Origin of the sequence: Planomonospora antibiotica (assembly GCF_014647955.1) — a bacterium.
Lineage (GTDB): Bacteria > Actinomycetota > Actinomycetes > Streptosporangiales > Streptosporangiaceae > Planomonospora > Planomonospora parontospora.
The window spans coordinates 1-22,494 of sequence record NZ_BMQE01000069.1 but is presented as its reverse complement, the minus strand read 5'-3'; the positions used below and the strand labels follow the sequence as shown (position 1 = coordinate 22,494).

General features: G+C 71.6%; 27 protein-coding genes and 1 tRNA gene. 14 read left to right on the top strand and 14 right to left on the bottom strand.

Features of this window, described 5'->3' with window-relative positions; genetic code table 11:
- Nucleotides 1–114: 114 nt before the first annotated feature.
- Nucleotides 115–1,218, bottom strand: coding sequence for a bifunctional NAD(P)H-dependent oxidoreductase/GNAT family N-acetyltransferase (locus tag IEZ06_RS33370; RefSeq protein WP_203872235.1), 1,104 nt, complete (start codon nucleotides 1,216–1,218; stop codon nucleotides 115–117).
- Nucleotides 1,219–1,248: 30 nt separating this feature from the next.
- On the opposite strand from IEZ06_RS33370, the gene IEZ06_RS33365 reads away from it, so the two are divergent.
- Complete coding sequence (locus tag IEZ06_RS33365; protein ID WP_189240657.1) at nucleotides 1,249–1,713, top strand: MarR family winged helix-turn-helix transcriptional regulator; 465 nt, start codon at nucleotides 1,249–1,251, stop codon at nucleotides 1,711–1,713.
- A 216-nt stretch (nucleotides 1,714–1,929) separates the two neighbouring features.
- Nucleotides 1,930–2,058 carry a hypothetical protein gene (locus IEZ06_RS37390; protein WP_268245642.1) on the top strand — a complete coding sequence of 43 codons (129 nt, stop codon included), beginning with the start codon at nucleotides 1,930–1,932 and terminating at the stop codon, nucleotides 2,056–2,058.
- Nucleotides 2,059–2,149: 91 nt separating this feature from the next.
- On the opposite strand, the gene IEZ06_RS33360 is transcribed toward IEZ06_RS37390, so the two are convergent.
- From IEZ06_RS33360 to IEZ06_RS33350, 3 genes are all read right to left on the bottom strand, one after another.
- Nucleotides 2,150–2,818 (bottom strand): Type 1 glutamine amidotransferase-like domain-containing protein, encoded by a 669-nt coding sequence (locus tag IEZ06_RS33360; protein ID WP_203872234.1) that lies wholly within the window; start codon nucleotides 2,816–2,818, stop codon nucleotides 2,150–2,152.
- Between the two features lie 234 nt (nucleotides 2,819–3,052).
- Nucleotides 3,053–3,125, bottom strand: a tRNA-Arg gene (locus IEZ06_RS33355).
- A gap of 146 nt (nucleotides 3,126–3,271) precedes the next feature.
- Entirely contained in the window at nucleotides 3,272–3,898 is a 627-nt protein-coding gene (locus tag IEZ06_RS33350; protein WP_189240655.1) for a hypothetical protein, read from the bottom strand.
- A 133-nt stretch (nucleotides 3,899–4,031) separates the two neighbouring features.
- Here IEZ06_RS33350 and IEZ06_RS33345 point away from each other — a divergent pair, with 133 nt between their 5' ends.
- Nucleotides 4,032–4,298 carry a hypothetical protein gene (locus IEZ06_RS33345; RefSeq protein ID WP_068897875.1) on the top strand — a complete coding sequence of 89 codons (267 nt, stop codon included), beginning with the start codon at nucleotides 4,032–4,034 and terminating at the stop codon, nucleotides 4,296–4,298.
- Between the two features lie 199 nt (nucleotides 4,299–4,497).
- Here the strand turns inward: IEZ06_RS33345 and IEZ06_RS33340 are convergent, their stop codons facing one another.
- Complete coding sequence (locus IEZ06_RS33340; RefSeq protein WP_189240654.1) at nucleotides 4,498–5,046, bottom strand: hypothetical protein; 549 nt, start codon at nucleotides 5,044–5,046, stop codon at nucleotides 4,498–4,500.
- Nucleotides 5,047–5,178: 132 nt separating this feature from the next.
- Here IEZ06_RS33340 and IEZ06_RS33335 point away from each other — a divergent pair, with 132 nt between their 5' ends.
- Both IEZ06_RS33335 and IEZ06_RS33330 read left to right on the top strand, forming a co-directional pair.
- Entirely contained in the window at nucleotides 5,179–6,372 is a 1,194-nt protein-coding gene (locus tag IEZ06_RS33335; protein ID WP_229799059.1) for a sensor histidine kinase, read from the top strand.
- Nucleotides 6,369–7,004, top strand: a complete 636-nt coding sequence (locus tag IEZ06_RS33330; protein ID WP_189240652.1) for a response regulator — start codon at nucleotides 6,369–6,371, stop codon at nucleotides 7,002–7,004. Before IEZ06_RS33335 ends, IEZ06_RS33330 begins: the two co-directional genes overlap by 4 nt.
- 152 nt (nucleotides 7,005–7,156) lie before the next feature.
- On the opposite strand, the gene IEZ06_RS33325 is transcribed toward IEZ06_RS33330, so the two are convergent.
- From IEZ06_RS33325 to IEZ06_RS33315, 3 genes are all read right to left on the bottom strand, one after another.
- Nucleotides 7,157–7,633, bottom strand: coding sequence for a MaoC family dehydratase (locus tag IEZ06_RS33325; protein WP_189240651.1), 477 nt, complete (start codon nucleotides 7,631–7,633; stop codon nucleotides 7,157–7,159).
- A 10-nt stretch (nucleotides 7,634–7,643) separates the two neighbouring features.
- Nucleotides 7,644–9,053 (bottom strand): hypothetical protein, encoded by a 1,410-nt coding sequence (locus tag IEZ06_RS33320; RefSeq protein ID WP_189240650.1) that lies wholly within the window; start codon nucleotides 9,051–9,053, stop codon nucleotides 7,644–7,646.
- A gap of 197 nt (nucleotides 9,054–9,250) precedes the next feature.
- Complete coding sequence (locus IEZ06_RS33315; RefSeq protein WP_229799057.1) at nucleotides 9,251–9,727, bottom strand: SigE family RNA polymerase sigma factor; 477 nt, start codon at nucleotides 9,725–9,727, stop codon at nucleotides 9,251–9,253.
- A gap of 112 nt (nucleotides 9,728–9,839) precedes the next feature.
- Here IEZ06_RS33315 and IEZ06_RS33310 point away from each other — a divergent pair, with 112 nt between their 5' ends.
- The 5 genes from IEZ06_RS33310 (at nucleotide 9,840) to IEZ06_RS33290 (ending at nucleotide 14,167) form a co-directional block, all read left to right on the top strand.
- Nucleotides 9,840–11,081, top strand: coding sequence for an esterase-like activity of phytase family protein (locus IEZ06_RS33310; RefSeq protein WP_189240648.1), 1,242 nt, complete (start codon nucleotides 9,840–9,842; stop codon nucleotides 11,079–11,081).
- A 250-nt stretch (nucleotides 11,082–11,331) separates the two neighbouring features.
- Complete coding sequence (locus IEZ06_RS33305) at nucleotides 11,332–12,363, top strand: hypothetical protein (RefSeq protein WP_189240647.1); 1,032 nt, start codon at nucleotides 11,332–11,334, stop codon at nucleotides 12,361–12,363.
- Between the two features lie 40 nt (nucleotides 12,364–12,403).
- Nucleotides 12,404–12,820, top strand: coding sequence for a MarR family winged helix-turn-helix transcriptional regulator (locus IEZ06_RS33300; protein WP_189240646.1), 417 nt, complete (start codon nucleotides 12,404–12,406; stop codon nucleotides 12,818–12,820).
- A 57-nt stretch (nucleotides 12,821–12,877) separates the two neighbouring features.
- Nucleotides 12,878–13,627 carry an SDR family NAD(P)-dependent oxidoreductase gene (locus IEZ06_RS33295; protein ID WP_189240645.1) on the top strand — a complete coding sequence of 250 codons (750 nt, stop codon included), beginning with the start codon at nucleotides 12,878–12,880 and terminating at the stop codon, nucleotides 13,625–13,627.
- A 102-nt stretch (nucleotides 13,628–13,729) separates the two neighbouring features.
- Nucleotides 13,730–14,167 (top strand): GNAT family N-acetyltransferase, encoded by a 438-nt coding sequence (locus IEZ06_RS33290; protein ID WP_068897869.1) that lies wholly within the window; start codon nucleotides 13,730–13,732, stop codon nucleotides 14,165–14,167.
- A gap of 144 nt (nucleotides 14,168–14,311) precedes the next feature.
- On the opposite strand, the gene IEZ06_RS33285 is transcribed toward IEZ06_RS33290, so the two are convergent.
- Complete coding sequence (locus IEZ06_RS33285; RefSeq protein ID WP_189240643.1) at nucleotides 14,312–15,166, bottom strand: helix-turn-helix domain-containing protein; 855 nt, start codon at nucleotides 15,164–15,166, stop codon at nucleotides 14,312–14,314.
- 271 nt (nucleotides 15,167–15,437) lie between these two features.
- Between IEZ06_RS33285 and IEZ06_RS33280 the strand changes: the two genes are divergently transcribed.
- From IEZ06_RS33280 to IEZ06_RS33270, 3 genes are all read left to right on the top strand, one after another.
- Entirely contained in the window at nucleotides 15,438–16,295 is an 858-nt protein-coding gene (locus tag IEZ06_RS33280) for an alpha/beta fold hydrolase (protein WP_189240642.1), read from the top strand.
- Between the two features lie 133 nt (nucleotides 16,296–16,428).
- Nucleotides 16,429–16,767, top strand: coding sequence for a nucleoside triphosphate pyrophosphohydrolase family protein (locus IEZ06_RS33275; protein WP_189240641.1), 339 nt, complete (start codon nucleotides 16,429–16,431; stop codon nucleotides 16,765–16,767).
- Between the two features lie 28 nt (nucleotides 16,768–16,795).
- Nucleotides 16,796–17,059, top strand: a complete 264-nt coding sequence (locus tag IEZ06_RS33270) for a phosphorylase family protein (protein WP_229799060.1) — start codon at nucleotides 16,796–16,798, stop codon at nucleotides 17,057–17,059.
- Between the two features lie 10 nt (nucleotides 17,060–17,069).
- Here the strand turns inward: IEZ06_RS33270 and IEZ06_RS33265 are convergent, their stop codons facing one another.
- The 5 genes from IEZ06_RS33265 to IEZ06_RS33245 form a co-directional block, all read right to left on the bottom strand.
- A complete protein-coding gene (locus IEZ06_RS33265; RefSeq protein WP_203872233.1) occupies nucleotides 17,070–17,222 on the bottom strand; it encodes a hypothetical protein in 153 nt (50 codons plus the stop codon).
- A gap of 33 nt (nucleotides 17,223–17,255) precedes the next feature.
- A complete protein-coding gene (locus tag IEZ06_RS33260) occupies nucleotides 17,256–18,485 on the bottom strand; it encodes a serine hydrolase domain-containing protein (protein WP_189240658.1) in 1,230 nt (409 codons plus the stop codon).
- 162 nt (nucleotides 18,486–18,647) lie between these two features.
- Entirely contained in the window at nucleotides 18,648–19,034 is a 387-nt protein-coding gene (locus tag IEZ06_RS33255; protein WP_189240640.1) for a VOC family protein, read from the bottom strand.
- Nucleotides 19,035–19,200: 166 nt separating this feature from the next.
- Complete coding sequence (locus tag IEZ06_RS33250; RefSeq protein WP_189240639.1) at nucleotides 19,201–20,088, bottom strand: LysR family transcriptional regulator; 888 nt, start codon at nucleotides 20,086–20,088, stop codon at nucleotides 19,201–19,203.
- A gap of 155 nt (nucleotides 20,089–20,243) precedes the next feature.
- Nucleotides 20,244–21,146, bottom strand: coding sequence for a DUF418 domain-containing protein (locus IEZ06_RS33245; RefSeq protein ID WP_229799052.1), 903 nt, complete (start codon nucleotides 21,144–21,146; stop codon nucleotides 20,244–20,246).
- Nucleotides 21,147–21,893: 747 nt separating this feature from the next.
- Between IEZ06_RS33245 and IEZ06_RS33240 the strand changes: the two genes are divergently transcribed.
- On the top strand, nucleotides 21,894–22,466 hold the full coding sequence (locus IEZ06_RS33240; protein ID WP_189240637.1) for an SMI1/KNR4 family protein: 573 nt from the start codon (nucleotides 21,894–21,896) through the stop codon (nucleotides 22,464–22,466).
- Nucleotides 22,467–22,494 lie beyond the last annotated feature (28 nt).

Genomic DNA, 22,494 nt, shown 5'->3' with positions numbered 1-22,494 from the left:
ATCTGGACCGTCGTCCTCATCGCCGTCCACATCCTGATGACGGGCTTCGGCCCGCGAGGATAGCGACGACGGGGCCGAGCGCGGCTCCAGCAGGGGTCGCTCGGGGGCGGCGGCTCATCGTCCCGCCCCTGCCGGCTCTTCGTCGGGAATCCCGACGGCGCCATCCGCGGGCACAGGCTTGGTGAGGAAGGCCGTCGCGCCGTCGGACGACTCCGTGCGGTAACCCTGGGCGTGGTAGAGGCGGATGTTGTGCCGGCTGCGGGCGCCGGTGGACAGCACGATGCGCCGGCACGAGTCGTCGGCCGCGGCTTCGGCCTCGCGCAGCAGCCAGCGCCCCACGCCCTGGCCGCGCAGATCGGGGACGACGCCGAGGCGGCCCACGTGCCAGTCGTCGTCCACGCGGCACGTGCGCACCATGCCCAGGAGCCGGCCGTCCCGCCACAGACCCGTGGTCTGCCAGGTGGCCAACCATGCGCGTACCTGCTCCAGCGACTCCTCCAGGGCGGGGATGGCCAGGGTGTCGTTGGCCAGCGCCTCCTCCACCCAGCAGCAACGCTGGAGCACCAGAACCTCCGCGGCGTCGTCCGGGGTCAGCGCTCTGACGTACGACCCCGGCACCGGCCCGGCGCCTGAGCGGGTGCGCTCGCGCATCGGCCGCAGAGCGTGGGCGAGGCGGACGAGCTCGTCCAGGACCCCGACGGCGGCCCGGTCCCGGCCGGCGTCGGGGCGGAGCCGTCCGCCGTCCACCGCGTCGGCGATGCGCAGGGCGACCGTGGCGCCCAGCGGCACCAGCCGCAACGTGGTCACCACCTGCTTGGCGTGCTGGACCGACCGGGTGCCCGCCGAGGTGTTGCCGTAACTGACGAACCCCATCGGCTTCCACGCCCATTCCCGGCCCAGGTAGTCGAGGGCGTTCTTGAAGGCCGCGGGCATGCCGTAGTTGTACTCGGGGGTGACCGCGATGAAGCCGTCCGCCGAGTCCACCATCGCGCTCCACCGCTTGGTGTGCTCGTTCCGGTAGACGCCGGAGGCCGGCTCGTCCTCCTCGTCGAGGAACGGCAGCGCGAGATCGCCCAGGGACACCGGCAGCAGTTCCACGCCCAGTTCCGTGGCCCGCGGCGCGATCGCGTCGATCAGCCACCGGCCCACCGCAGGGCCGAGGGCACCGGGACGGGTGCTGCACACGAGGACAAGGACTCGAACGGGTTTCGTTGACATGGAAATGAACATAGCTGGTAACTTGTTTACATGTCAAAGAGAAGTTCGGAGGAGACGGTGCGCTGGCTCGACGCGGACGAGGAGCGCGCCTGGCGCGCCCTGCGCCGCATGATGATCGCGATCCAGTCGCGTACGGCGCACGACCTGGCCGCGGTCGGCCTGTCCGACCCTGACTACGAGGTGCTCAGCACGCTCTCCGAGCGTCCGGGCCGCGCCAGTACGCTGCGCGAGCAGGCCGCCAAGATGGGCTGGTCGCGCAGCCGCCTGTCGCGGCACGCCACCCGCATGGAGACCCGCGGTCTCGTGCGGCGCGAGCCCGACCCGGACGACGGCCGGGGCTGTTATCTCGTCCTCACCGAGCACGGCCTGGAGACGCTCGAGGACGCCGCCCCGGCACACCTGGAATCGGTCCGCCGCCACGTCGTCGACCGGCTCTCGCCCGCAGACCTGTCCGCGCTGGAAAGCATCGCCCGCAAACTGGAAGAACCCGCATGAGCGTCACCGGAGAAACCGGGCCATGACTCCCGGCCGACGCCGATCACCCGGGAGCGGCCCGTCCCGTCCGGCTCCTGGGAGATCTCCGTCGTGCCGGCGGCGTACAAGCCTGAAGCCCTGAAGCGGTACGCACCGGACGCCTGGCCGTCCACCGCGGACGGGGGCCCGCCACGTCGCTTGGCGGAGAAGCGCACGCTGCTCTTCACGAACTGCTCCTTGATCGCTTTGACGACGGAGCGGAGAGAACCCGGCTCAGGGGTCGCGTGCACGGCGGTGGAGCGGTTCGTGGAGTACGACGCCGAGCAGTGGTTCGGCGTATGGTCCTCGGCCACGCCGTCCGGTTGAAGCCGGATCCGTCGCACAGGCCCTGAGCCCTGGCAGGCATGCGACACGGGACCGGGATGTCCTCCAGGCCGCTGAGGGCCTCTCCGCGTCTCTACAGGCCCGCAGGGGGCCAGTACCGGGCGGGAAGAGCCTCCTCGCGGTGCCCCGTTCCGTCGCGCTCGACGAACCACGCGCTCCGCTCGGGCAGCACGCTCACGACCTCGTGCAGCCGCTCACCCACGTAGTGGAGGGCGACACCGTCCTCCGTCGCGTACCCGCCCGGCAGTTCCCCCGCCTCGACGAGTTCGCGGAAGCGCCGGCGCCGGGGCTGGTCGGCCAGGTCGTCGTGGACTCCGTTGCTGTACGGCAGGAAGCCCAAGCCGTCATCGACGGGATCGAGCGCGTCCCCGAAGGAGTCGGTCACCCCGCCCAGGTGCCAGCAGATGCTTCCCGCGCTCTGCCCCGCCAGGACGACCCCCGCCTCCCAGCACTCCCGCAGCACGGCATCGAGACGGTGCGCACGCCAGACCGCCAGCAGGTTCACCACGCTGCCACCCGACACGAAGATCACGTCCTGGGCCAGGAGATGGGCGCGGATGTCGGTGACGTTCGGCCGGACGAACAGCTCCAGGTGCGACGTCTCCCCGGCCCCGAAGAACTCGGCCCGCTCGTACCAGCGGTCGATGTACGTCCGGGAGTCACCGACCGCGGTGGCGATGAGGCAGATGCGCGGCTCGCGGACGTCGGCGAGCCGGAGCGCCTGCCAGATCTGGGAGCCCACGCGCTCCGGGGGAAAGCCCTCCGGTGGGTTCAGGACACCCGAACACGCCAAGATCTGTCGCTCTCTGGCCACGCACGCATCCTCTTGTCCCGCAGCAGGCACCGACAAGATCGAATTTTATCGCCACAGGCACGGCGGCCTTGACCGGCCGTCAGACCCGGTCGCTGCACTTCACTGCTGCACGGAGATCGAAAAGGCCCATCCCGATGATCGGAATGGGCCTTTGAGCTGCTGCGCGGCCGAGAGGACTCGAACCCCTAACCTTCTGATCCGTAGTCAGATGCTCTATCCATTGAGCTACGGCCGCTTGCCTGTCCCGTCCACCCGAGGTGGTCGGCGACAGAGAGAACTCTACCAGACCCCATGGAGGTGCTTGAGCCAATAATTGATCACCGGCTACGAGCGCACGGCGCCCCGGATCGCCGTCCTGTTCGCCCCCCGGCCCGCGCCCCCTCAGTCCGGCTTGCGCAGGGATTCGGCGATCTCCTGCCGGAGGGCGCGGTAACCCTCCAGCATCCGCTGCTTCACCTCGTCGGGGAGGTCGGGGTCACCCTCGAGTTCCTCGACCACGGGATCAGGGCGGCGAGGCGTGAGGGCGAGATCCAGAGGAGAGACGTATCCGCCCTCGACGAGCATGTCCCCGAGGGTCCGGCCGGTACGGCGACCGGCCCTGCTCAGGGCACCGAGCTGCGAACGGAGCATCCCGCGGTCGACGCCCGCATCGGGCGCTTCGAGCGCCGCGTCACCGGGCGCGGAGGGTACGGAGGGCACGCCGACCGCCGAGCCGGCCGGGGACACCGGAGGCACGACCGCGCCCGCAACCGTCGTCTCCTCCTCCAGGGCGACGGGCGCCCCGCCTTCGAGGATCCGGTCCACGCTGCCCCGTGTCCACCGGAGCGCCGCCTCGATGCCGCGCTTGGTGGGAGGGCGCATCGTGCCCGCGCCGCCTCTGACCGACCTCAGCCCTTCCTTGGTGAGCCCCGCCCGCCCCGCGACGTCGTTCCAGTAGAGGCCGAGCTCGTCCCGCCGCTCGGTCATCAGGCGCGCCAGACGCCGCCGAGGCGTCTCGCGCTCATCCATGGATGGCACCTCTTCTTTATACAAGACAGGTAATGGCAGGTCAAAGGAAACAATACAGAGGAAAGCCGTAACAGAAGGCAACTAGCGGCAGATAATCCATTGTAACTGTCCCGACCTGCCCCAAGGAGTCCCGATGCGCGCCGATCACCTCGGTTCCATAATGATCGGAGTTCGTGAGGTCTACGACGAGCTCAAGTCCCTCGGCGGGAAGGTCCACCGCCAGACCGCCAAGATCGACCACGTCGACGCGAAGATGGCGTCGGTGGCCGAGGACGTCAACGACCACGAGCTCCGCATCCGGGCGCTGGAGCGGGCCCGCTGGCCGCTTCCCTCGCTCGCCGCGCTGATCTCCCTGGCCGGTCTGGTGTTCGCGATCCTGGCGTACGCGCGGGGGAACTGAGCGGTGGGCACCCGCACCCGAAACCCCGGCAGGACCGGGAGGCCGCGCACGCGATGGAAACGGGGAGAGCTCCGGGACGCCGGACCCGCGGCGGACTCCGCAGCCGCACCGGGCTCCGCAGCCGCACCGCTCCCCGGACCCGCACCGGATTCCGGGCCCGCGGCGCACGCGGCGGGCACGGGGTCCGGCGTCCTGGAGGTCACACCTGGGAGCCGTCCGGCACCTTCTTCGGGAACAGCGTGTAGCTCAGCGGCCAGAGCAGGGCGATCAGCGGCACCTTCGACGCCCCGATCATGAACTCGTTCAAGGCGGCCGTCCGGGAGGGGTCACCGACCATCAGGATCAGGCCGTACAGCACGGCGCAGCCGATGCCGTAGGCGATGACGATCCTGATCCACATGATCCACTCGTAACGCGCCCGGGCCGTTCCGCCCGCCGGAGGCCGCTCCGGTTCCGGGCCTCCCGCGAAGCGGTGGGCGAACTTCGCGTCGGCCCACTTCAGGGTCCGGTGGCCGAAGACGACGGAGTAGGCGAGATAGGCCGCGGCCAGGCCGTGATGCCAGCTCCCCTGCGCCCCGCCGCGCATGTCGATCACGGCGGTGGCCAACAGGATCACGTCGAGCAGCGGCACGCACAGGAGCAGGACCGTGCTCAGCCGCCTCATGCCCCACAGGTAGCGGAAGGCCAGCCCCAGGGCGAGGAGGACCCAGAAGCCGACCTCGCATGCGATGATCACTGCCAGAACCATGCTTCCAGCATCGCCCGGCAGGTCCGGCCGGGTCATCGTCATCGCCGACGAATCCACCTACATCCTTGTATGTACGGCCGGTCGTACCGGAGCCGGGCGGAGCAGCCGCTCCGGGATGATGGGATGGATCACATGAGACGGGACGACGTGCTGAGCGCCGTGCTGTGCCTCGCGGTCGGCCTCGTCCTGCTCGCCGCGGGATCCTACGTGGACCACGGGATCCCGGTGCAGTGGTTCGCCGGGCCGCTCCTGCTCGCCTGCCTCGGCGTCGCCGTACGGCGGGCCCGGCCGCTGCTCGCGCTCGGGCTCGGGGTCGTGGCGTTCACCGCGGACCTCGCCATGGGCCCGTCCCTGGGCACCGTGCTGATCGTCACGGACAACCTCTACGCCGCGGTCCGGTACGGCCCGCGTCCGCTGGGCCGGTGGATGCTCGGCATCACCTCGGTCATCGCCGTCGTCGGCGGCGCGGCGGCCGGGTTCATCGCCCGGGACCTCGCGCTCTTCGCCATCGCGCTGGTCCAGGCCGGCCTCGTCGGGGTCACCCCCGTCATCACCGCTCTGGTCATCAGGCAGCACGAGGACCAGGCGGCGTCCGAGCGGATCAGGGCCGAGCAGGTGGCGCGCCTGGCCGAGCTGGACCGGAAGACGGCGGTGCAGGCCGAGCGGACCCGGATGGCGCGGGAGCTGCACGACATGATCGCCAACCACTTCAGCGCGATCGCCATCCAGTCCACGGCCGTGCTCTCGCGCAGGGATCTGGACCCGGCGGTCGTACGGCAGGTGCTGGAGTCCGTACGGGAGAACAGCGTCCAGGGGATGGCCGAGATGCGTTCCATGATCGGGCTGCTCCGGCAGGAGGGCGAGGAGGCCGAGGCCGTCCGGCTCCGGGTGGCCGAGGCCGACCGGCTGGCGGAGCGGGCACGCGAGGCCGGACTGGACGTGCGGTTGCGCGTGGACGGCGAGGCCCGTGAACTGCCCGCCGCGGTGGACCTCGCCGGTTACCGGATCGTCCAGGAGTCGCTGACCAACGCGCTCAAGCACGGCGGCAGGACGGCCGAGGCGGTGATCGGCTACCGGCCGGAGGAGGTCGTGCTGACCGTGGACAACCCGGTCGACGGGACCGGGCCCGGCCTGCCCGGCGCGGGAGCGGGCCTCATCGGCATGCGGGAGCGCGCCGCGCTCGTCGGCGGACGGTTGGACGCCGGTCCGCACGGCGGCGGCTGGCGGGTGCGGGCCGTGCTCCCCACCCTGGCCGCGCCTCCCGGCACTGCCGTTCCACCGTCCGTGGACGCGACCGCCTCCCCTTCCCGCAAGGAGAACCCGTGACCATCCGCGTCCTGGTCGCCGACGATCACGCGGCGGTGCGCACCGGGATCGTCCTCATCCTCGGCGGCCACGACGACATCGAGGTCGTCGGCGAGGCCGCGGACGGTGAGCAGGCCGTGGCCATGGCCACGGCGCTCAGGCCGGACGTCGTGCTGATGGACGTCCGGATGCCGAAGCTGGACGGGATCTCGGCCACGCGCGAGCTGAGCGGGATCGCCGACGTGCTGATCCTGACCACCTTCGACGTCGACGAGTACGTCTTCGGGGCGCTGCGCGCGGGGGCCGCCGGTTTCCTGCTCAAGAACACCGACGCCGACGCCCTGGTGGAGGCCGTCCGGGTGGTGGCCCGGGGCGACGGTCTCATCTCGCCCTCGGTCACCCGGCGGCTGATCTCGGAGTTCCGGTCGTCCGTCCCCCGGCGGGGGCCGCGGGAGGTCGAGAGCCTGACCCCGCGCGAGCGCGAGGTGCTGGCGTGCATCGGGCGGGGTCTGTCGAACGCGGAGATCGCCCGAGAGCTGGACATGGCGGAGGCGACCACGAAGACCCACGTCAGCCGGTTGCTGAACAAGCTGGGCCTCCGCAGCCGCGTCCAGGCCGCGATCCTCGCCCAGGAGCTCGCGGAGGAGCCCTGAATCGCCGGGCGGACACCCGGAGCACCGGATGGGCACCCTGAGCCCGGCGCGACCTGCCGGAGCACCAGGCGACCGGCCGGAGCACCGGACAACCGGCCGGAGCACCGGACAACCGGCCGGTGGAGCCGGGTGCGCGCCGGGGAGGCCGTGCCTCAGGCGTCCCCCGGCGCCTCGTCCGCAGGCACGTACAGGGAGAGCGTCTCGGCGATGCAGGCAGGTTTGGCCTCCCCCTCGACCTCGACCGTCATCTTCATCTTCGACAGGTAGCCCGAGGGCGTGCCCTTGAGGTCGACGAGCTCCGCGCCGCACCGCACCCGCGCGCCGACCGGGACCGGCCGGGGGAAGCGGACCCTGTCGAGGCCGTAGTTGATGCCCATGGCCAGGCCGTCCACCCGGAACAGCTCCATCATGAACGACGGCAGCAGCGACAGACTCAGGTAGCCGTGGGCGATGGTCCCGCCGAACGGGCCCTTGGCCGCGGCCTCGACGTCGACGTGGATCCACTGGTGGTCGCCGGTGGCGTCGGCGAACAGGTTCACCTGCTCCTGGGTCACGGCCCGCCATTCGGTGTGGCCGAGGTGCTCGCCGACGGCGGCCTTGAGCTCCTGGATGTTCGAGAAGATCCTCATGACCGGAACCTTATTCGGTTTTCGGGACCGCGAGAAGGTTCAGGACCGTGAGCGTCTTGCCGCCGCCCTTCTGGGTCGTCGAGCAGGACACCCCGGCCTCCGGATGGGCCGACGCCCCCGCCGGACCCTCGGGCCGATCCGTACGGCACGTCCGCACGCTCTCGCTGCCCTCGTCCCAGTAGACGATCGACGGCGGCGAGGAGGAGGTCCCGGTCCCGAAACCTCCGGCCCTGTCCCGGCTCATGGCGGAGATCCCGGCGAAGGCCCCGGTGACCGGATCGTGGACGGCGGCCACGGGAACGTACTCCGCCTCTCCCGGATTCACCGGGACTCTGAAAAACCCGAACCGGTCACCGAGGAACGGCCAGCCGGGGTCGCCGATCCCCTGCAGGACCTGGTGGTCCGAACCGTCCGTCCGCTGCACGAAACTTCCCTCCCCCAGCCGACCGAAGCACCAGACCGGTCCGCAGCGCAGGCCCCGCGCCCCCTCCGGCCGGGGCGCCTCGATCACCTCGCCGGTCTCCAGGTTGACCGTGCGGGTCTGGTTCCTGTCCCCACCGCCGGGCTCCGCACCGGTCTCCGCGTCCACCGCCCACGGCCACGACAGCAGGTGGAGCCCGTCCGTCCCCTCGATCCGCTCCGGTGCCCCACCGGCCAGCGGCAGGCGGTGGACCCCGCCGCTCTTGACCGACCAGACGACGGCGTCGGCGGTGACGCCGATCCGCTCCACCTCCGCCAGGTCGCCGGTGACCTCGCCGACCCGCCGTGCCGTACCACCGGAGCGGGGCGCGACCCAGAAGTCGGCCCACCGATCCCGGTTGTTGGGCGTCTCCCCCGACCAGGCGACGTACTCGGCTCCCGGCTCGACCTCCTGAACGTAGTAGCCCCTCACCCCGGCCGGTCCGGGCATCTCCGCCAGGACGGTGCTCCGGCCCGCCGCGGTGTCGTAGACCTCCAGCCGGCCCGCCTTCTCGAACGACGACTCGGCCGTCAGCAGCAACTCGGTGGCGCTCAGCGCGGTGACCGGCCGGTACCTCCAGCCGTCCGCCGCCTTCGCCGGGATCACCGACACCGCCTCCGGCCAGACCTCCGCCGCCGGCCGCACCTCCGGCCGCGGGGTCCCGGGGAAGGGTTCCGCCTCCCTGGTGGGGCTCTCCGTTCCCTCCGGGGAGGCCGTCACGGGAACGTCGCCGAGGACCGGGCCTTCTCCGCCCCTGTGGGAGAAGACCTCCACCGCCGCCGTGCCACCGCCGATCACCGCGACCATCCCGGCGGCCGCGAGAGCCGACCGCGCACGCCGGCGCCTGCGCCTCTCCCGCCGCCGCAGGACCGCCCCCAGCAGGTCCGGTCCCGGCCCCGGCGCGACCTCCGCCGCGCCGGCCAGGACCCGGACGAGCTCCGCCTCACTCCTGCCGTCCATCGACCCCGTCCCATCTCCGGGACCGCTCACCGGCGGCCCCGCCTCATCCCGGGGACCGCGTACCGGCCCCGCCCCGTTCCGCACCCCGCTCACCGGCGGCCCCGCCCCGTCCCCGGAACCGCGTACCGGCCCCGCTCCATCCCCGGAACCGCGTATCCGTGCGCCGCTCACCGGCCCCGTCTCGTCTGCGGAGCCGTTCATCCGATCCGTCCCGGTTCGAGAGCCGCCGCCCGCACCCTGAGCTTCTCGAGCGCGCGGGCGGCCTGGCTGCGCACCGTTCCCCGGGAGATGCCGAGCAGAGCGGCGATCTCCTGGTCCGGAAGGTCCTCGTAGTACCGCAGGACCAGCACCGCCCGCTGCTTGGGCGGCAGGCCCTTCAGCTCGTTCCACAGACCCGTGTCGTCGACCGCGCCGTCGGTGTACGCCGTCTCGGGCACCTGCGGGACCAGGCGTTCCCGGCGCAGCCGCCGCCAGGCGCTGATGTGCAGACGCGCCATGGTCGTGCGGACGTACCCCTCCGGGTCGTCACGTCTTCGCACCCTCGACCAGGCGTCCCCCAGACGCATCAGCGCCTCCTGCGTCAGGTCGGCCGCGTCCTCGGCGTTGCCGGTGAGCACGTAGCCGTACCGGTACAGCGCGCTTCCCCGTGCGGCGACGAAATCTGCGAACTCCACAGAACCAGGGACGTGCCGGAGCCGCGTTCTGTTGCACGACATTCGGGTACGGCTTGCGAACGGACATCCGGCGTTGTCCGGCGCTTCATCCCCGGCTCCTAGCGTTCCCGCCATGAAACGACGTTTTGCCACCGCGTTCGGCGCAGCCGCGCTCTCCCTCGCCCTCGCCGCCCCGGCGTCGGCCGACCCCGGCGCCGACACGGCGGCGCGCGGGCACGGCGGGCACGGCGGGCACGGCGGTTCCAGCGGTTCCGGCGGATTCGGCCGCGCCACCCTGACGGGTTTCGCCGTGCTGCCCGCGCTGACGTTCGTGCCGGGCAGCGAGGCGTCCGGCGCCCAACTCGGCACCGCACCGGTCAACGGCGTCACCCCGCCGTTCACCGGACAGCCGGTGCAGGGCTTCAGCGGCATCGTGCGACGGCACGACGGCACCTTCGACGCGCTGTCCGACAACGGCTACGGCTCCCAGGCCAACAGCGCCGACTTCCTGCTGCGCGTGCACCGCATCAAGCCGGACTTCCGGCGCGGCACGGTCCGGGTGCTGGGCGGGTTCGACCTGAGCGACCCGGACGGCCACGTGACCTGGCCGCTGACCCGGGCGGACCGGAAGCTGACCGGCGCCGACTTCGACGTGGAGTCGATCGTGCGGACCTCCGACGGCACCTACTGGATCGGCGACGAGTTCGGCCCGTTCCTGCTGCACGTCTCGTCCTCCGGCCGGCTGCTGGAGGCGCCGGTCCCGCTGCCCGGCGTCAAGGCACCGGAGAACCCGTCCCTGGGGGGCGCCGAACCCGACCTGGGCCGGAGCAAGGGCTTCGAGGGCATGGCCCGCTCGGTCGACGGCCGCACGCTCTATCCCCTGCTGGAGGGCACGGTGGCCGGCGACCCGGCCGGGACGCTGCGGATCAACGAGTTCGACCTGCGCCGGCGGGCCTACACCGGCAAGCGCTGGACCTACACCCTGGACGGCGCCGACCACGCGATCGGCGACATGATCGCGGTGGACCGGCACCGGTTCCTGGTCATCGAGCGGGACAACCTCCAGGGTGACGCGGCGAAGACCAAGAAGATCTACCTGATCGACCTGCGGAAGCACGGCCTGGGCAAGACCCTCGTCGCGGACCTGCTCGACCTGGCGAACCCGCGCCGCCTGGGCGGCTTCGGGGAGACCTTCCGGTTCCCGTTCCAGACGATCGAGGACGTGGTGATCCTCGACGACCGGACCCTGGGCGTCCTGGACGACAACAACTTCCCGTTCTCCTCGGGCCGCACCCCGGGCAGGCCCGACGACAACGAGTTCATCACCGTACGGCTGGCACGCTCCCTCAACGCCGACCCGCGCGCCCGCCGCTGAGGCGCCCCAGCGGCGGGCGACGCTCCTCCCCGTACCCGGGGAGGAGCGTCGCCCGCCGTTCCCGCCCTCCCACCGCAACGACGGGGACGGCGGGAACGACAGGAGCGGGCGCGGGGCCTCCGTCCTCGGTGACCGGGTGGCGGAGTCCACCGGGCGAGACCCGTTGTTCCCCTATCGGGACCATCCTGAAGCCGGAGGCGCTTATCCTTCGGGGAAGCTCCGGAAACCGACAAAGGGAACGCCGACGTTCATGTGGCCTCCATCATCTCCCCAGGATCCGCACGGCCAGCAGCCCCCTGCCGGGTCCGGGCAGTCTTCCCCCGACCCCTGGCAGCAGCCCCCCTACGGCGGGCCCCAGGGCCAGCAACCGCCGTACGGACCCCAGGGGCAGCAGCCCCCCTACCCGCCCCATGACCAGCAGCCCCCCTACGGCCAGGGACAGCAACCGCCGTACGGACCCCAGGGGCAGCAGCCCCCCTACGGCCAGGGACAGCAACCGCCGTACGCGCCCCAGGGGCAGCAGCCCCCCTACGGCCGGCAGCCTCCTGCCTACGGGCAGCAGACGGGTCCCGGCGGCTGGTCCCCACCACCGGCCGGGCCGCCCAGGCGCAAGGCGCTCTGGCCCTGGACCCTGGGCGGGGCCGTCGTGGTCTTCGTCGCCCTGGCGGTGGTGTTCGCCCTGCTCCCCGACGACCCGGCCGCCACCCGGACCGCCTCGGGCGCGACGTCCAGCGCCCCCTCGGCCGCGCCGTCCACCCCGGCCACACCGCAGGCGGACCCGACCGAGGAGCCCTCGCAGTCCTCCGCCTCGGACGAGCCGACCGCTCCGGCCTCCGGCGGCCGGCTCGTCAAGGCCACCGACGGCAAGAGCGAGATCACCGTCCCGAGCGACTGGAAGAAGCTGGCGCTCCTGGACAGCGCCGGGATCCAGCAGGGCAACACGGTCAAAGAGCAGTACCTGATGGTGATCAGCGAAGACCAGTCCGCCTTCGACTTCGATCTCGACGGTTACGCCGAGGCCGTCACCGCCAAGATGCGGGAGAGCCTGACCGACCCCGTCCTCGGTGAACCCCGGTCGCTCTTCGTCAACGGCGCCCCGGCCCGCCAGTACGAGCTGCGCGGCAAGACCCAGGGCCTCGACATCGTCTACTGGGTGACGTTCGTGGAGGGCGAGCAGAACTTCCACCAGGTCGTCGCCTGGACCCTGGCGAGCCGGAGCGACGCTCACGGTCCGCTGCTCCGCCAGGTCTCGGCGACCTTCAAGGAAGCCGGCAGCGCGTAACCGGACAGGGTTGACGATCTTTAATCACTTAACTAGATTCATGCGGGACATGGAGAACGGCTACTCACTGCTCGACAGCACGATGTACGCGCTGATCGTGCGGCTCGGGTCCCACAAGCGCCAGATCGCCGCAGGCCTGGAGAGACTGGGCCTGCGGCTGGGCCAGGAGGTCTACCTCGCCCAGCTCTGGCGCCGGGACGGGCTGTGCCAGGGCGAGCTGGCCGAGCGCACGAAAGTGACCGCGGCCAACATCACACAGGTGCTGCGCGGCCTGGAGAAGCAGGGCCTGGTGGTGCGGCGCCGCGACGACGGGGACGCCCGGATCCAGCGGGTCTGGCTGACCGACGCCGGGCGCGCGCTGGAGCGGCCGGTGACGGAGGTCTGGCACGACGCGGAGACCGCCTGGCTGGCGAGCCTGACCCCGACCCAGCGCAAGGCCATCGCGCGCCTGCTCTGACCCTCTCCTCCTCCATGGCGATGCATGCCCATTTAGTTAAGTGGTTAAGGAGTTTCGATGGATCTGGGACTTAAGGACCGCACCGTCGTCGTGACCGGCGCCTCCGGCGGCATCGGGCGGGAGATCGCCCGCGGCTACGCGGCCGAGGGAGCCCGCGTGGTCCTCACCTACCGGAGCGCCCCCGACGAGGCGGAGGCGCTCGCCCGGGAGATCGACGGGACCGCGCTGCCGTACGACCTCGGCGACCCCGGCTCGGCGGAGGCGCTGGTCGCCGGGGTGCTGGAGCGGACGGGCGGGATCGACGTGCTGGTCAACAACGCCGTCCGCTGGGGCGGCCGCCCGCCGGGACCGGACGCCTCCTTCGAGGACGTGCCCGACGCCGAGTGGGTGGAGGTGCTCAGGGACAACGTCGAGGGAGCCCTGCGGCTCAGCCGCCTGGTCGCCCCCGGCATGCGGGCACGCGGCTTCGGCCGGTTCGTCCACGTCTCCTCGGGCGTCGTCAACGAAGGCATGATCGGCGGCGAGTACTACGCGGCGGCCAAGGGCGCGCTGCACGGCTTCAGCCGCTCGGCCGCCTTCAGCCTCGGTCGCGACGGCGACATCCTGTCCAACGTCGTCATGCCGGGCTTCACCCGGACCGCCCGCAACGAGGCGATGGCCGAAGCCGTGGGTCACCACTACAGCGCCCGCGCCCCGATCGGCCGCCTGCTGGACGCCGCCGAGGTCGCCAACGCCGTCGTCTACCTGGGGTCGGCCGCCAACACCGGCATCACCGGCCAGGTCATCGCGGTGACCGGAGGCGTTTGACCCGCACACCACCGGAGGGCGTGTGACCCGCACACCGACCCGATGCCCGCCGAGCCGCGAAAACGCTTTGCCCGGCCCGCGGAACGCTGCGAGGATGCGCGCGTGATCCGCTACACCGACGCCGTCGGCACCGTCCGCGCCGAGCAACTGCGGGGCTTCTTCGTCGGCTGGCCCAGGGCCGCCTCCCCCGAGCAGCATCTGGCGGTCCTCCGCGGCAGCCACCGTGCCGTCGTCGCGGTCGACGACGGCACGGACCGCGTCGTCGGTTTCGTCAACATGATCAGCGACGGGGTCCTGACCGCCTACATCCCCTGGCTGGAGGTGCTGCCCGAGTACCAGGGCCGGGGGATCGGCACGGAGCTGATGCGGCGGATCCTCGAGGCGGCCGACCACCTCTACTCGGTCGACCTGCTCTGCGAGGCCCCGCTCCAGCCGTACTACGAGCGGTTCGGCATGCTCCCCGTCCCCGGGATGAGCCGCCTGCGCCGCTCTGCCCTGGACGGCCTGCCCGCTTCCGACGGCGGCTCCGCCCCCGGCTGACCGGTCTCGGCGGGCGGGTGCGGGTACGGCGGGGACCCCGCGGTGAGGCTGGGGTGCAGCGCGAGGCATACGGTGTCCGGCACGGCGCATGAGGCGTGCAGCGCGAGGCTGCGGCGTGCAGCACGGGGCATGCGGCATGGGACGTCATCCGTCCGCGGGTGCGAACTGCTCGCCGCCGATGACGCGGAGCAGTTCGAGCCGGGCGACGTCGGCGCTCCCGGGCGGCGGGGTGAACACGACCAGGCGCTGGTCCTCCTCCGGGGCGAGCAGGACCTCGCAGTCCAGTTCGACCGGCCCGACCAGCGGGTGGAGGAGCCGCATGCGGCTGCGGCGGCGGACGGCGACCTCGTGCAGTTCCCAGAACGCGCGGAACTCCTCGCTGGCCTCACCGAGCCGCCGGACCAGACGGGCCGCGGCGGGGTCGCCCGGCCTGCGGGCGACGGCCGCGCGCAGGTCCGCGACGTGCACCCGGCCGTAGTGCTCGTGCTCGTCGGCCGGGTACGGCGCGCGCGCCCCGGGATCGGTGAACCAGCGCCAGACCAGGTTGCGGCCGTGCTCCGAGACCGTGCACACCCCGCCGAGCAGGGCCCGGGCCATCGCGTTCTGGGCCAGCACGTCACCCAGGTCGCCGATCACCTGCGCCGGGGTGTCGGTGAGCCGGTCGAGCAGGCGGAGCAGACCCGGCCGGACATGCTCGCCCGCGTGCCGGCCGGCCGGTGGGCGATGCCCCGCCAGCAGGTAGAGGTGGTCCCTCCCATCGGCGTCCAGCCGGAGCGCGCGGGTGAGCGCGGCCAGCGTCTGCACCGACGGCTGCGGGCTGCGGCTCTGCTCCATGCGGACGTAGTAGTCGACCGACATCCCGGCCAGTTGCGCCACCTCCTCGCGCCGCAGGCCGGGCGTGCGGCGTCCGGGACCACCGGGGAGACCGGCCTCCTCCGGCCGCAGCCTCTCGCGGGAGCGGCGCAGGAACCCGGCGAGCTCCTGACGGTTCACTGACATGCCGCGATCATCCCAAATCGATCGGGCCCCAGCCAGGGACCGCCGATCCCCCGGAGAGACGGTCCTCTTCTCAGCTCGCCACGCCGGCGGCAGTGTCTACGGCGTCCCCGGTGCTCCGGGTGCGGAACCGCCTCTCGACCGGACATCGGCCGAGACGGGCGCGACGTCCGGCTCAGGTCCTCCCCGGTCCCGGTCGAGGGCCGGGCCGGTGTCGGTCCTCTGCCGCCTCCGTACCGGGAGCACCGAACCGAGCACGAAGGAGTCGATCACCATGCCCGTCGTCACCGTCGGAAACGCCCAGGTCCACTACACCCGTACCGGCACCGGCCCGGTTCTCGTCCTGGTGCACGGCACCGGTTCCGCGGGCGCCGAGCTGACGTGGGGCGGGATCGCCCCCCGGTTCGCCGACCGGCACACGGTGATCATGCCCGACCTGTCCGGAACCGACCGGACCTCCGACGACGGGGCGCCACTCACCGTCGAGGGCCTGGCCGAGCAGGTCGCGGCCGTGATCGAAGACGCCGTGGACACCGCGGACAGCGCAGGCGCCGCAGTCGCCGCGGGCACCGGCGCGGGCCCGGCGGTCGACGTCCTCGGTTTCTCGATGGGCGCGCCGGTGGCCGCCGCGCTCGCGGCCTCCCGTCCCGACCTGGTTCGGCGGCTGGTCATGGTCGCCGGCTGGGTGCGTACGGACGCCGACGAGTACGTGCGGAACCTGTTCACCCTGTGGCGGCGGCTGGGGACCTCGGACGCCGAGGCGTTCGGCCGGAGCGTCACGATGACCGGTTTCAGCCGGGACTTCCTCAATGCGATCGGCAGGGACGAGGTCGAGAAGCTGGTGCCCAACATGCCGCCGACTCCCGGAACCCTGCGCCACGTCGACCTGGACTCGCGCGTGGACATCCGCCGGCTGCTGCCCCTCGTCCGGGCGGAGACCCTGGTCGTCGGCTGCGCCCAGGACGCCACCGTCCCGGTGGGCAACAGCCGGGACCTGCACGCGGCGATACCGGGCAGCGCCTACGCCGAGATCGACGCGGGGCACGTCGTCTTCTTCGAGAAGCCGGACGAGTTCGTCGAACTCGTCCGGGACTTCCTCGCCCAGGCCTCGGCCCCGGCCCCGGCCCCGTGACCTTCCCTTGGCCTTCGTCCCGGCCGCGCCGGCTTCCCCGTGACCTCCGTCCCGGCCGCGCGGCCTTTCCCCGATCCCGTGACCTGTCCGCAGGCCACCACCCCGTCCACCGGATGTCCCTAGACTCCCGGCCATGGACTTGCGGCAGCTCGCGGACGAGGTCGAGGCGGTCTCCGATGCCTACGCGCTCAGGCACGGCATCACCCGGGACGCCACCTGGTTCCTGTTGAAGCTCCAGGAGGAGGTCGGCGAGCTGACGCAGGTGTTCCTCATGCGCGCCGGTCAGGCCCGGGACAAGGGCTACTCCCGGGAGGAACTGGAGTCCGGCTTCCGCTCCGAGCTCGCCGACGTCCTCTCCCACGTCCTGCTGATGGCCCGGCACCACGGCGTCGACCTGGAGGCGGAGGTCGCCCGGAAGTGGTTGTCATGGCACCCGGACCGGCTCTCCCCGCAGGGCGGAGGCGAGGAGTGACGGCGGCGGGGCGGCCCTGACGTTGAGCGTGGACGGCGGCCCGATCCTGGCGACCGGTGACGCCTTCATCGCGGACGAGGCCGCCCGCGAGCGCCTCGCGGCGCGGGCCCATCTGGTCGACATGGAGGGCTACGCCCTGGCCTCGGCGGCGGCCTCGGCCGGTGTGCCGATCCGCATCGTCAAGCACGTCAGCGATGACGCGGGTGACGGCGCCGCGAAGAGCTGGCGCGAGTCGGTGGCCGACTGCGCCCGCTCCCTGGCCGACTGGACCGCCCGGCACCTGGACCGGTGACCCTCCCGGTTCACCCGCCGAAGACCTCGCTGACGAGCCGCTGCGTGGCCTGCTGGAACGCCGCTCCCATGGACGGGGCGGCGTCGTCGACGTGGTTCGGCGCGGCGGTCAGCGTCCTGCCGCCGCCGGGCGTGCCGTACATCAGCGCCGCATGGCCCGCCATGCCGCCGTTGTGCGTGCGGTGTCGGTCGCGGTGTCAGTCGTCGAGCGCCTGGTAGAGCGTGGTCCAGAAGTCGTGGATCAGCCGTGCCGGATCCGGGACGGACATCCCGACCTGGGTGAGCAGGATCCCGACGAGCCGGTTGTCCGGGTCGGCGTAGGTCGTGGTGCCGCTTCCGCCGTCCCAGCCGAACTGGCCGACGGGCGCGTAGTCGGCCCGGTAGGTGCGCACCGCCATCCCCATGCCCCAGCCGCCGTGCTGCCCCTGGCCGTACGAGATGTGGACGTTGTCGGTGGCCATGGCGATCCGGGCGGCCGTCTGCTCGGGCGTGAGGCGGTTGGTGGTCATCAACCGGACGGCGGGCCGCGACAGGATCCGCCTGCCCCGGTGCGTTCCGCCGTTGAGCAGCATCCGGAAGTAGGCGTGGTAGTCGTCGACGGTGGAGACCAGCCCGCCGCCGCCGCCCTGGAACGCCGGAGGACGGCTCCACCGCCCCCCTTCGGCCGCGTCCCACACGTGGAACTCGCCGGTCTGCGGATCGGGGGCGTACAGGTCCGGCAGCCGGTCGATCTTGTCGGCGGGCACGTGGAAGGCGGTGTCGGCCATGCCCAGCGGATCGAGGATGCGTTCGCGCAGGAACTCCTCGAACGACCGGCCCGTGACCCTGGCCACCAGCACGCTGAGCACGTCGTGGCTGATCTGGTACTGCCAGCGCTCTCCGGGCTGGTGCATCAGCGGCAGCGTGCCCAGGCGGCGCATCCACTCGTCCGGCTCCGGCATGGGCTCCGGCAGGTCGGGCGTGAGCCCCTGCTCGAAGATCGCACCCATGATCGGGGAGCCCAGCGCCGTCATGTCCATGCCGAGCCCGAACGTGGAGGTCAGCAGGTCCCGCACGGTGATCGGCCGCCGCGCCGGCACGGTGTCGTCCAGGGGGCCGTCGATCCGCTTCAGCACGCGCCGGTCGGCCAGTTCGGGCAGCCACGGGTCCACCGGGTCGTCCAGCCGCAGCCGGCACTCGTCCAGCAGGACCATCGCCGCCGCCATCGCGACCGGCTTGGACGTGGACGCCATCCGGAAGATCGTGTCCCGGCGCACCGGCGCGCCGCCGTCGTGGCGCATCGTCCCGATCGCCTCGACGTGCGTGTGGTCGCCCCGGCCGACCAGGGCGACGAGCCCGGGGATCTTCTTGGACTCGACATGCCGCTCCAGCACCTCGCGCAGTCTGCGCAGCCCGGTCGCGGAGAAGCCGCCGCCGCTCTTTTCCATCATGAATCAATCTCCTTGCTCGCAGTGTTCGGCGGATCGCCGAACCGTTCATGGCACCCACCGTCGCCGACCGCTCTGACACCGGGGCGTCGCCGTGCTGACGCGGCCGCTGACACGGCGCCGGCCACGGCAGCGGCGTGCACAGTCCTGGCACGCCCGGGATCAGTCGACGGCGGGATGGCCGCCGGGTGCGATCCATTCGGTCAGTTCGACGACGATGCCGTTGGGATCGGTGAGACGCACCAGCCACTCGCCCCACGGGCTGCGCCGCAGCCGCCCGGTGACGGGTGCTCCCGCGGCGCGCAGGCGCTCGTACTCCCCGACCAGGTCGGTGACCGCGAACGCCACCACCGGCTGGGCGGTCCGCGCACGGGGCCGTTCGAGGTCGCGCCGGCGCAGCAGGAGGTCGGCGGCCGCGTCGTCGCGGCTCAGCCAGGTGAGATCCGGGGTGTCGAGCACCTCGCGGAAGCCCAGACAGGTGGTGAAGAAATCACGGGAGCCCGCCGGATCGTCGACGGTGAAGACGATCGTTGAGGCGATAATGTTCATGTTTCTGCTTGTGTGAGGCTATTCGCCATGATCTTCCCTTATTCGATCTTTCGTCCTGACCAAGGCTGCCGGTACGGCCCGGCCGGGGCAACGGCGGATCCTGCAACGCTGCGTTAACCGCAGGCTTCACGCCGACCGGGACGGCCGGCGGGAGCTGCGGCCGGTCTCAGCCGGGCAGCGGTCCCAGGTCGCGGACGACGCGGGCGAAGGCGCGGATCATGTCGTTCTCCGCTTCGCTGCGCCACACCAGCCCGTACGGCAGCGCGTCCATGTCCCTGACGGGCAGGTAGACGATGTCGGGGCGGGGGTAGTAGCGGCTCACGTGGACCGGGAAGAGGGCGACGGTCTCACCCATGGCCGTGGACATGAAGGTGTCCTCGATGCCGTCCACGATGGCGGTGCGGTCGATCGCCCGGCCGCCGGGGGTGACCTCCGGGACGTAGTGGTCCAGCCAGTAGCCGGGCGCGGACTCGGCGGCCACGTGCCGGAAGTCGCCGACCGCCTCCAGGGACACCGAGGACCACCGGGTGAGCGCATGGTCGCCGGCCACGGCCAGCACCCTAGGCTCGGCGAACAGCAGCGGGCCCATGGTGAGGTCGGGCTCCTCGACGGGCGGCCAGGTGACCAGGATGTCGGCCTCCCCGCTGCGCAGCTGGGCGAACGGATCCCGGTAGGCCGACCTCCGCAGGCGCAGCTCCCACTGCGGATGCCGGGTGCGGAAGGTCTCCCAGTAGCGGCGCAGCTCCTGGACGTTGGCGGGGAACAGGCTCACCCGGAGCGTGCCGGTCTTGCCGCGTGCGGCCAGCCGCGCCCGGTCCAGGGTCTGCGTCAGGCCCTGGTACACCTGGCGCAGGTCGTCCCGCAGCTGCTCACCCAGCGGTGTGAGCCGGACGCTGCGGCTGTTCCTGGCGAAGAGCTCGGCGCCGATGGCGCGTTCCTGCTTCTTGATCGCCTGGCTGACCCGGGCCACGGAGACGTGCAGCCGCTCGGCGGCACGGCCGAAGTGCAGTTCCTCGGCCAAGGTCAGGAAGATCTCGATGTCCCGTAGCTCCACGAGCCCCATTTCACCTGTCCGTGCCGCATACGGGGGAAGTCTGGCATATCACGTCAGGAGAAGAGATCGGTCGTCCTCGGTGATCCGGGGTGACCGACCCGTCCGGGCCGGATCCGCCCGGTCCGGGCGTCGAGATCGGCCGGTCATCTCGGCGGTCAGGGAAGGCGCCACAGGGGCGGACGGCCGCCCCAGGTGGCCCAGCGCCAGAGCCATTCCAGGGGACCTTGGCGGTAGTGGTGCAGCCAGAGCGTGGACACCAGCCACTGGGGGACGAGGACGGCTCCGGCGATCAGGAGCACCGTCGCCGAGGACCAGCCACCCGGCGAGCCGCCGACGAGACGGGCTGCCACCAGGACGAGGACCGTGGCGGACAGGTAGTTGGTCAGCGCCATCCGGCCCAGCGGCGCGAAAACCCCCTGGAGCACCGGCCGGAGCGGCGTTCTGAGCAGGAGCAGCAGAGCGCACACGTACGCGCCCGCCATCAGCAGTCCGGCCAGGGCGAACCAGGAGCCGAAGCCGCCCGCGCCGGTGGCGCCGGACTCGGTCTGCAGCAACACGGCGGGCACCGCCCCCGCGGTGAAGACCAGACCCAGCACGGCCGGGACGCGGACGGAACGCTCGATCCGGCCGGTCACGCCGTACCGGGTCAATGCCGAGCCCAGCAGGAACAACCCGGGTACCAGCGGCACGCCGTTACTGCCGAGGATCGGCGGCAACGCGATGAGCACGGCGGCGGATCCCGCGACGACCCAACGCGGCAGCCAGGTCGATGGCAGCAGCAACACCAGGCCGACGACGGCGTAGACGGTCAGGATGTCACCCCGCCACAGCAGGAACATGTGGGCCAGTCCCATGACGAGCAACACCAGGAGTCGGCGTAGCAGGAGCAGCCGGGGGCGGGCGACGCGGCCTTCCGCGGAGTCCAGCAGCAGCGAGAAACCGATGCCGAACAGCAGGGAGAAGATCGGAAAGAAGCGCTGATCGACGAAGAGCCCCAGCCAGGCTCCATCCGGGCTCGCCGTCACCGCGGGCTGTACGGCCGATCCGGCCTCGACCATGTGAGCGATCGGTTTGACGTTGGCCAGCAGGATTCCGCACAGGGCGAACCCGCGGATGACGTCGAGCGCAGGGATGCGCGGGTGGACGTCCGAGCGCGGCTCCCCCGGTGCGGCGACGTGGCGTCCGGTCGTCGAAGGGGAGGCGGGATCGGACGGTCCAGGCAGGGGGGCAGCAGGGCCGTCAGACCCGACAGGGCCAGGCCGATGCCGGACTTGCCGTGCCGAGGGTGGTTCTTCGCGTGACATGGGCCCCATCCTGCGAACCCGGATTTGGAACGGCATGGGTCGAAAGTAGGATTCGCCACGGGCGAGACCGTACTTTCGGCCGCTCCGGGGAAGAAGAGACGAGTACGCTTACGGCGCGCTCCGCGGCGGCGCCGTCGGCTTCGTGCTCAAGGACGCCGAGCCGGACCTGCTGGTGAGACCGTGCGGACGGCACAACACCGGGGACGCTCTCATCACCGCATGACCGTGGACGGAGCGATCGCAGAAGGCCCTCTCCCCAGATCTGGGAGAGGGCCTCTGATCCGCGGAGGCTCGGGGATTTGAACCCCGGATGGGCGGTAAACCCAAACCGCATTAGCAGCTCGGATCCGGCCCGTCCCGATCGGTTCAACCTGGACCAACGGGCGCGGCCGGTCCGTCTGGAACGGCATGAGACGACGCTGGATTGCAACTAGAACTGCAACTAGGAGCGGCCACAGCGGTACGGCCTCTCTGTCGTGAGCGGATGGCAGGATCATCGCCGTGACAGATATCGATGATCTCCTTCGGCGGGTGTCCGCCAAGGCGAGCGCGACCGTGGAGCACCCGCCTCCCCCCGCGACGGCGGAGGAGGTGGCGCAGGCGGAGCGCATCTTGGGCTTCCGGCTTCCTGACGTGCTCGTGCGGCTCTACCGCGAGGTGGCCAACGGCGGCTTCGGCCCCGATTACCGGCTCCTGCCGCTGCTGGGCGAGGGACGTACCGCCGTGAACAACTACCAGGAGGAGCGGGACGGTTCGGAGTCCGGCGATGACGCGCACTGGCCGGCGGACGTGCTGCCCATCCTGGACTGGGGATGTGGCATGTACGCCGCCGTGGACTGCCGCAGTCCGAAGGGGGCCGTACTGCTCTTCGAGCCGAACGGGATCAGCGGCGACTGGCACCGCGCGTGGCACATCGACGCGGAGAGCCTGGCCGACTGGCTGGAGACCTGGCTCTCGGAAACAGGCTGGTACGAGGAAGACACCGACGAAGACGACGAGATGGGGCCATGGGAACCGGCCCAGCAACGGCTGGCAGAGCATCTCAGAGGGCTTTACGTGAGCCGAAGTCTTTGATGTCACAGTGTGATCGATTGGATTTGTA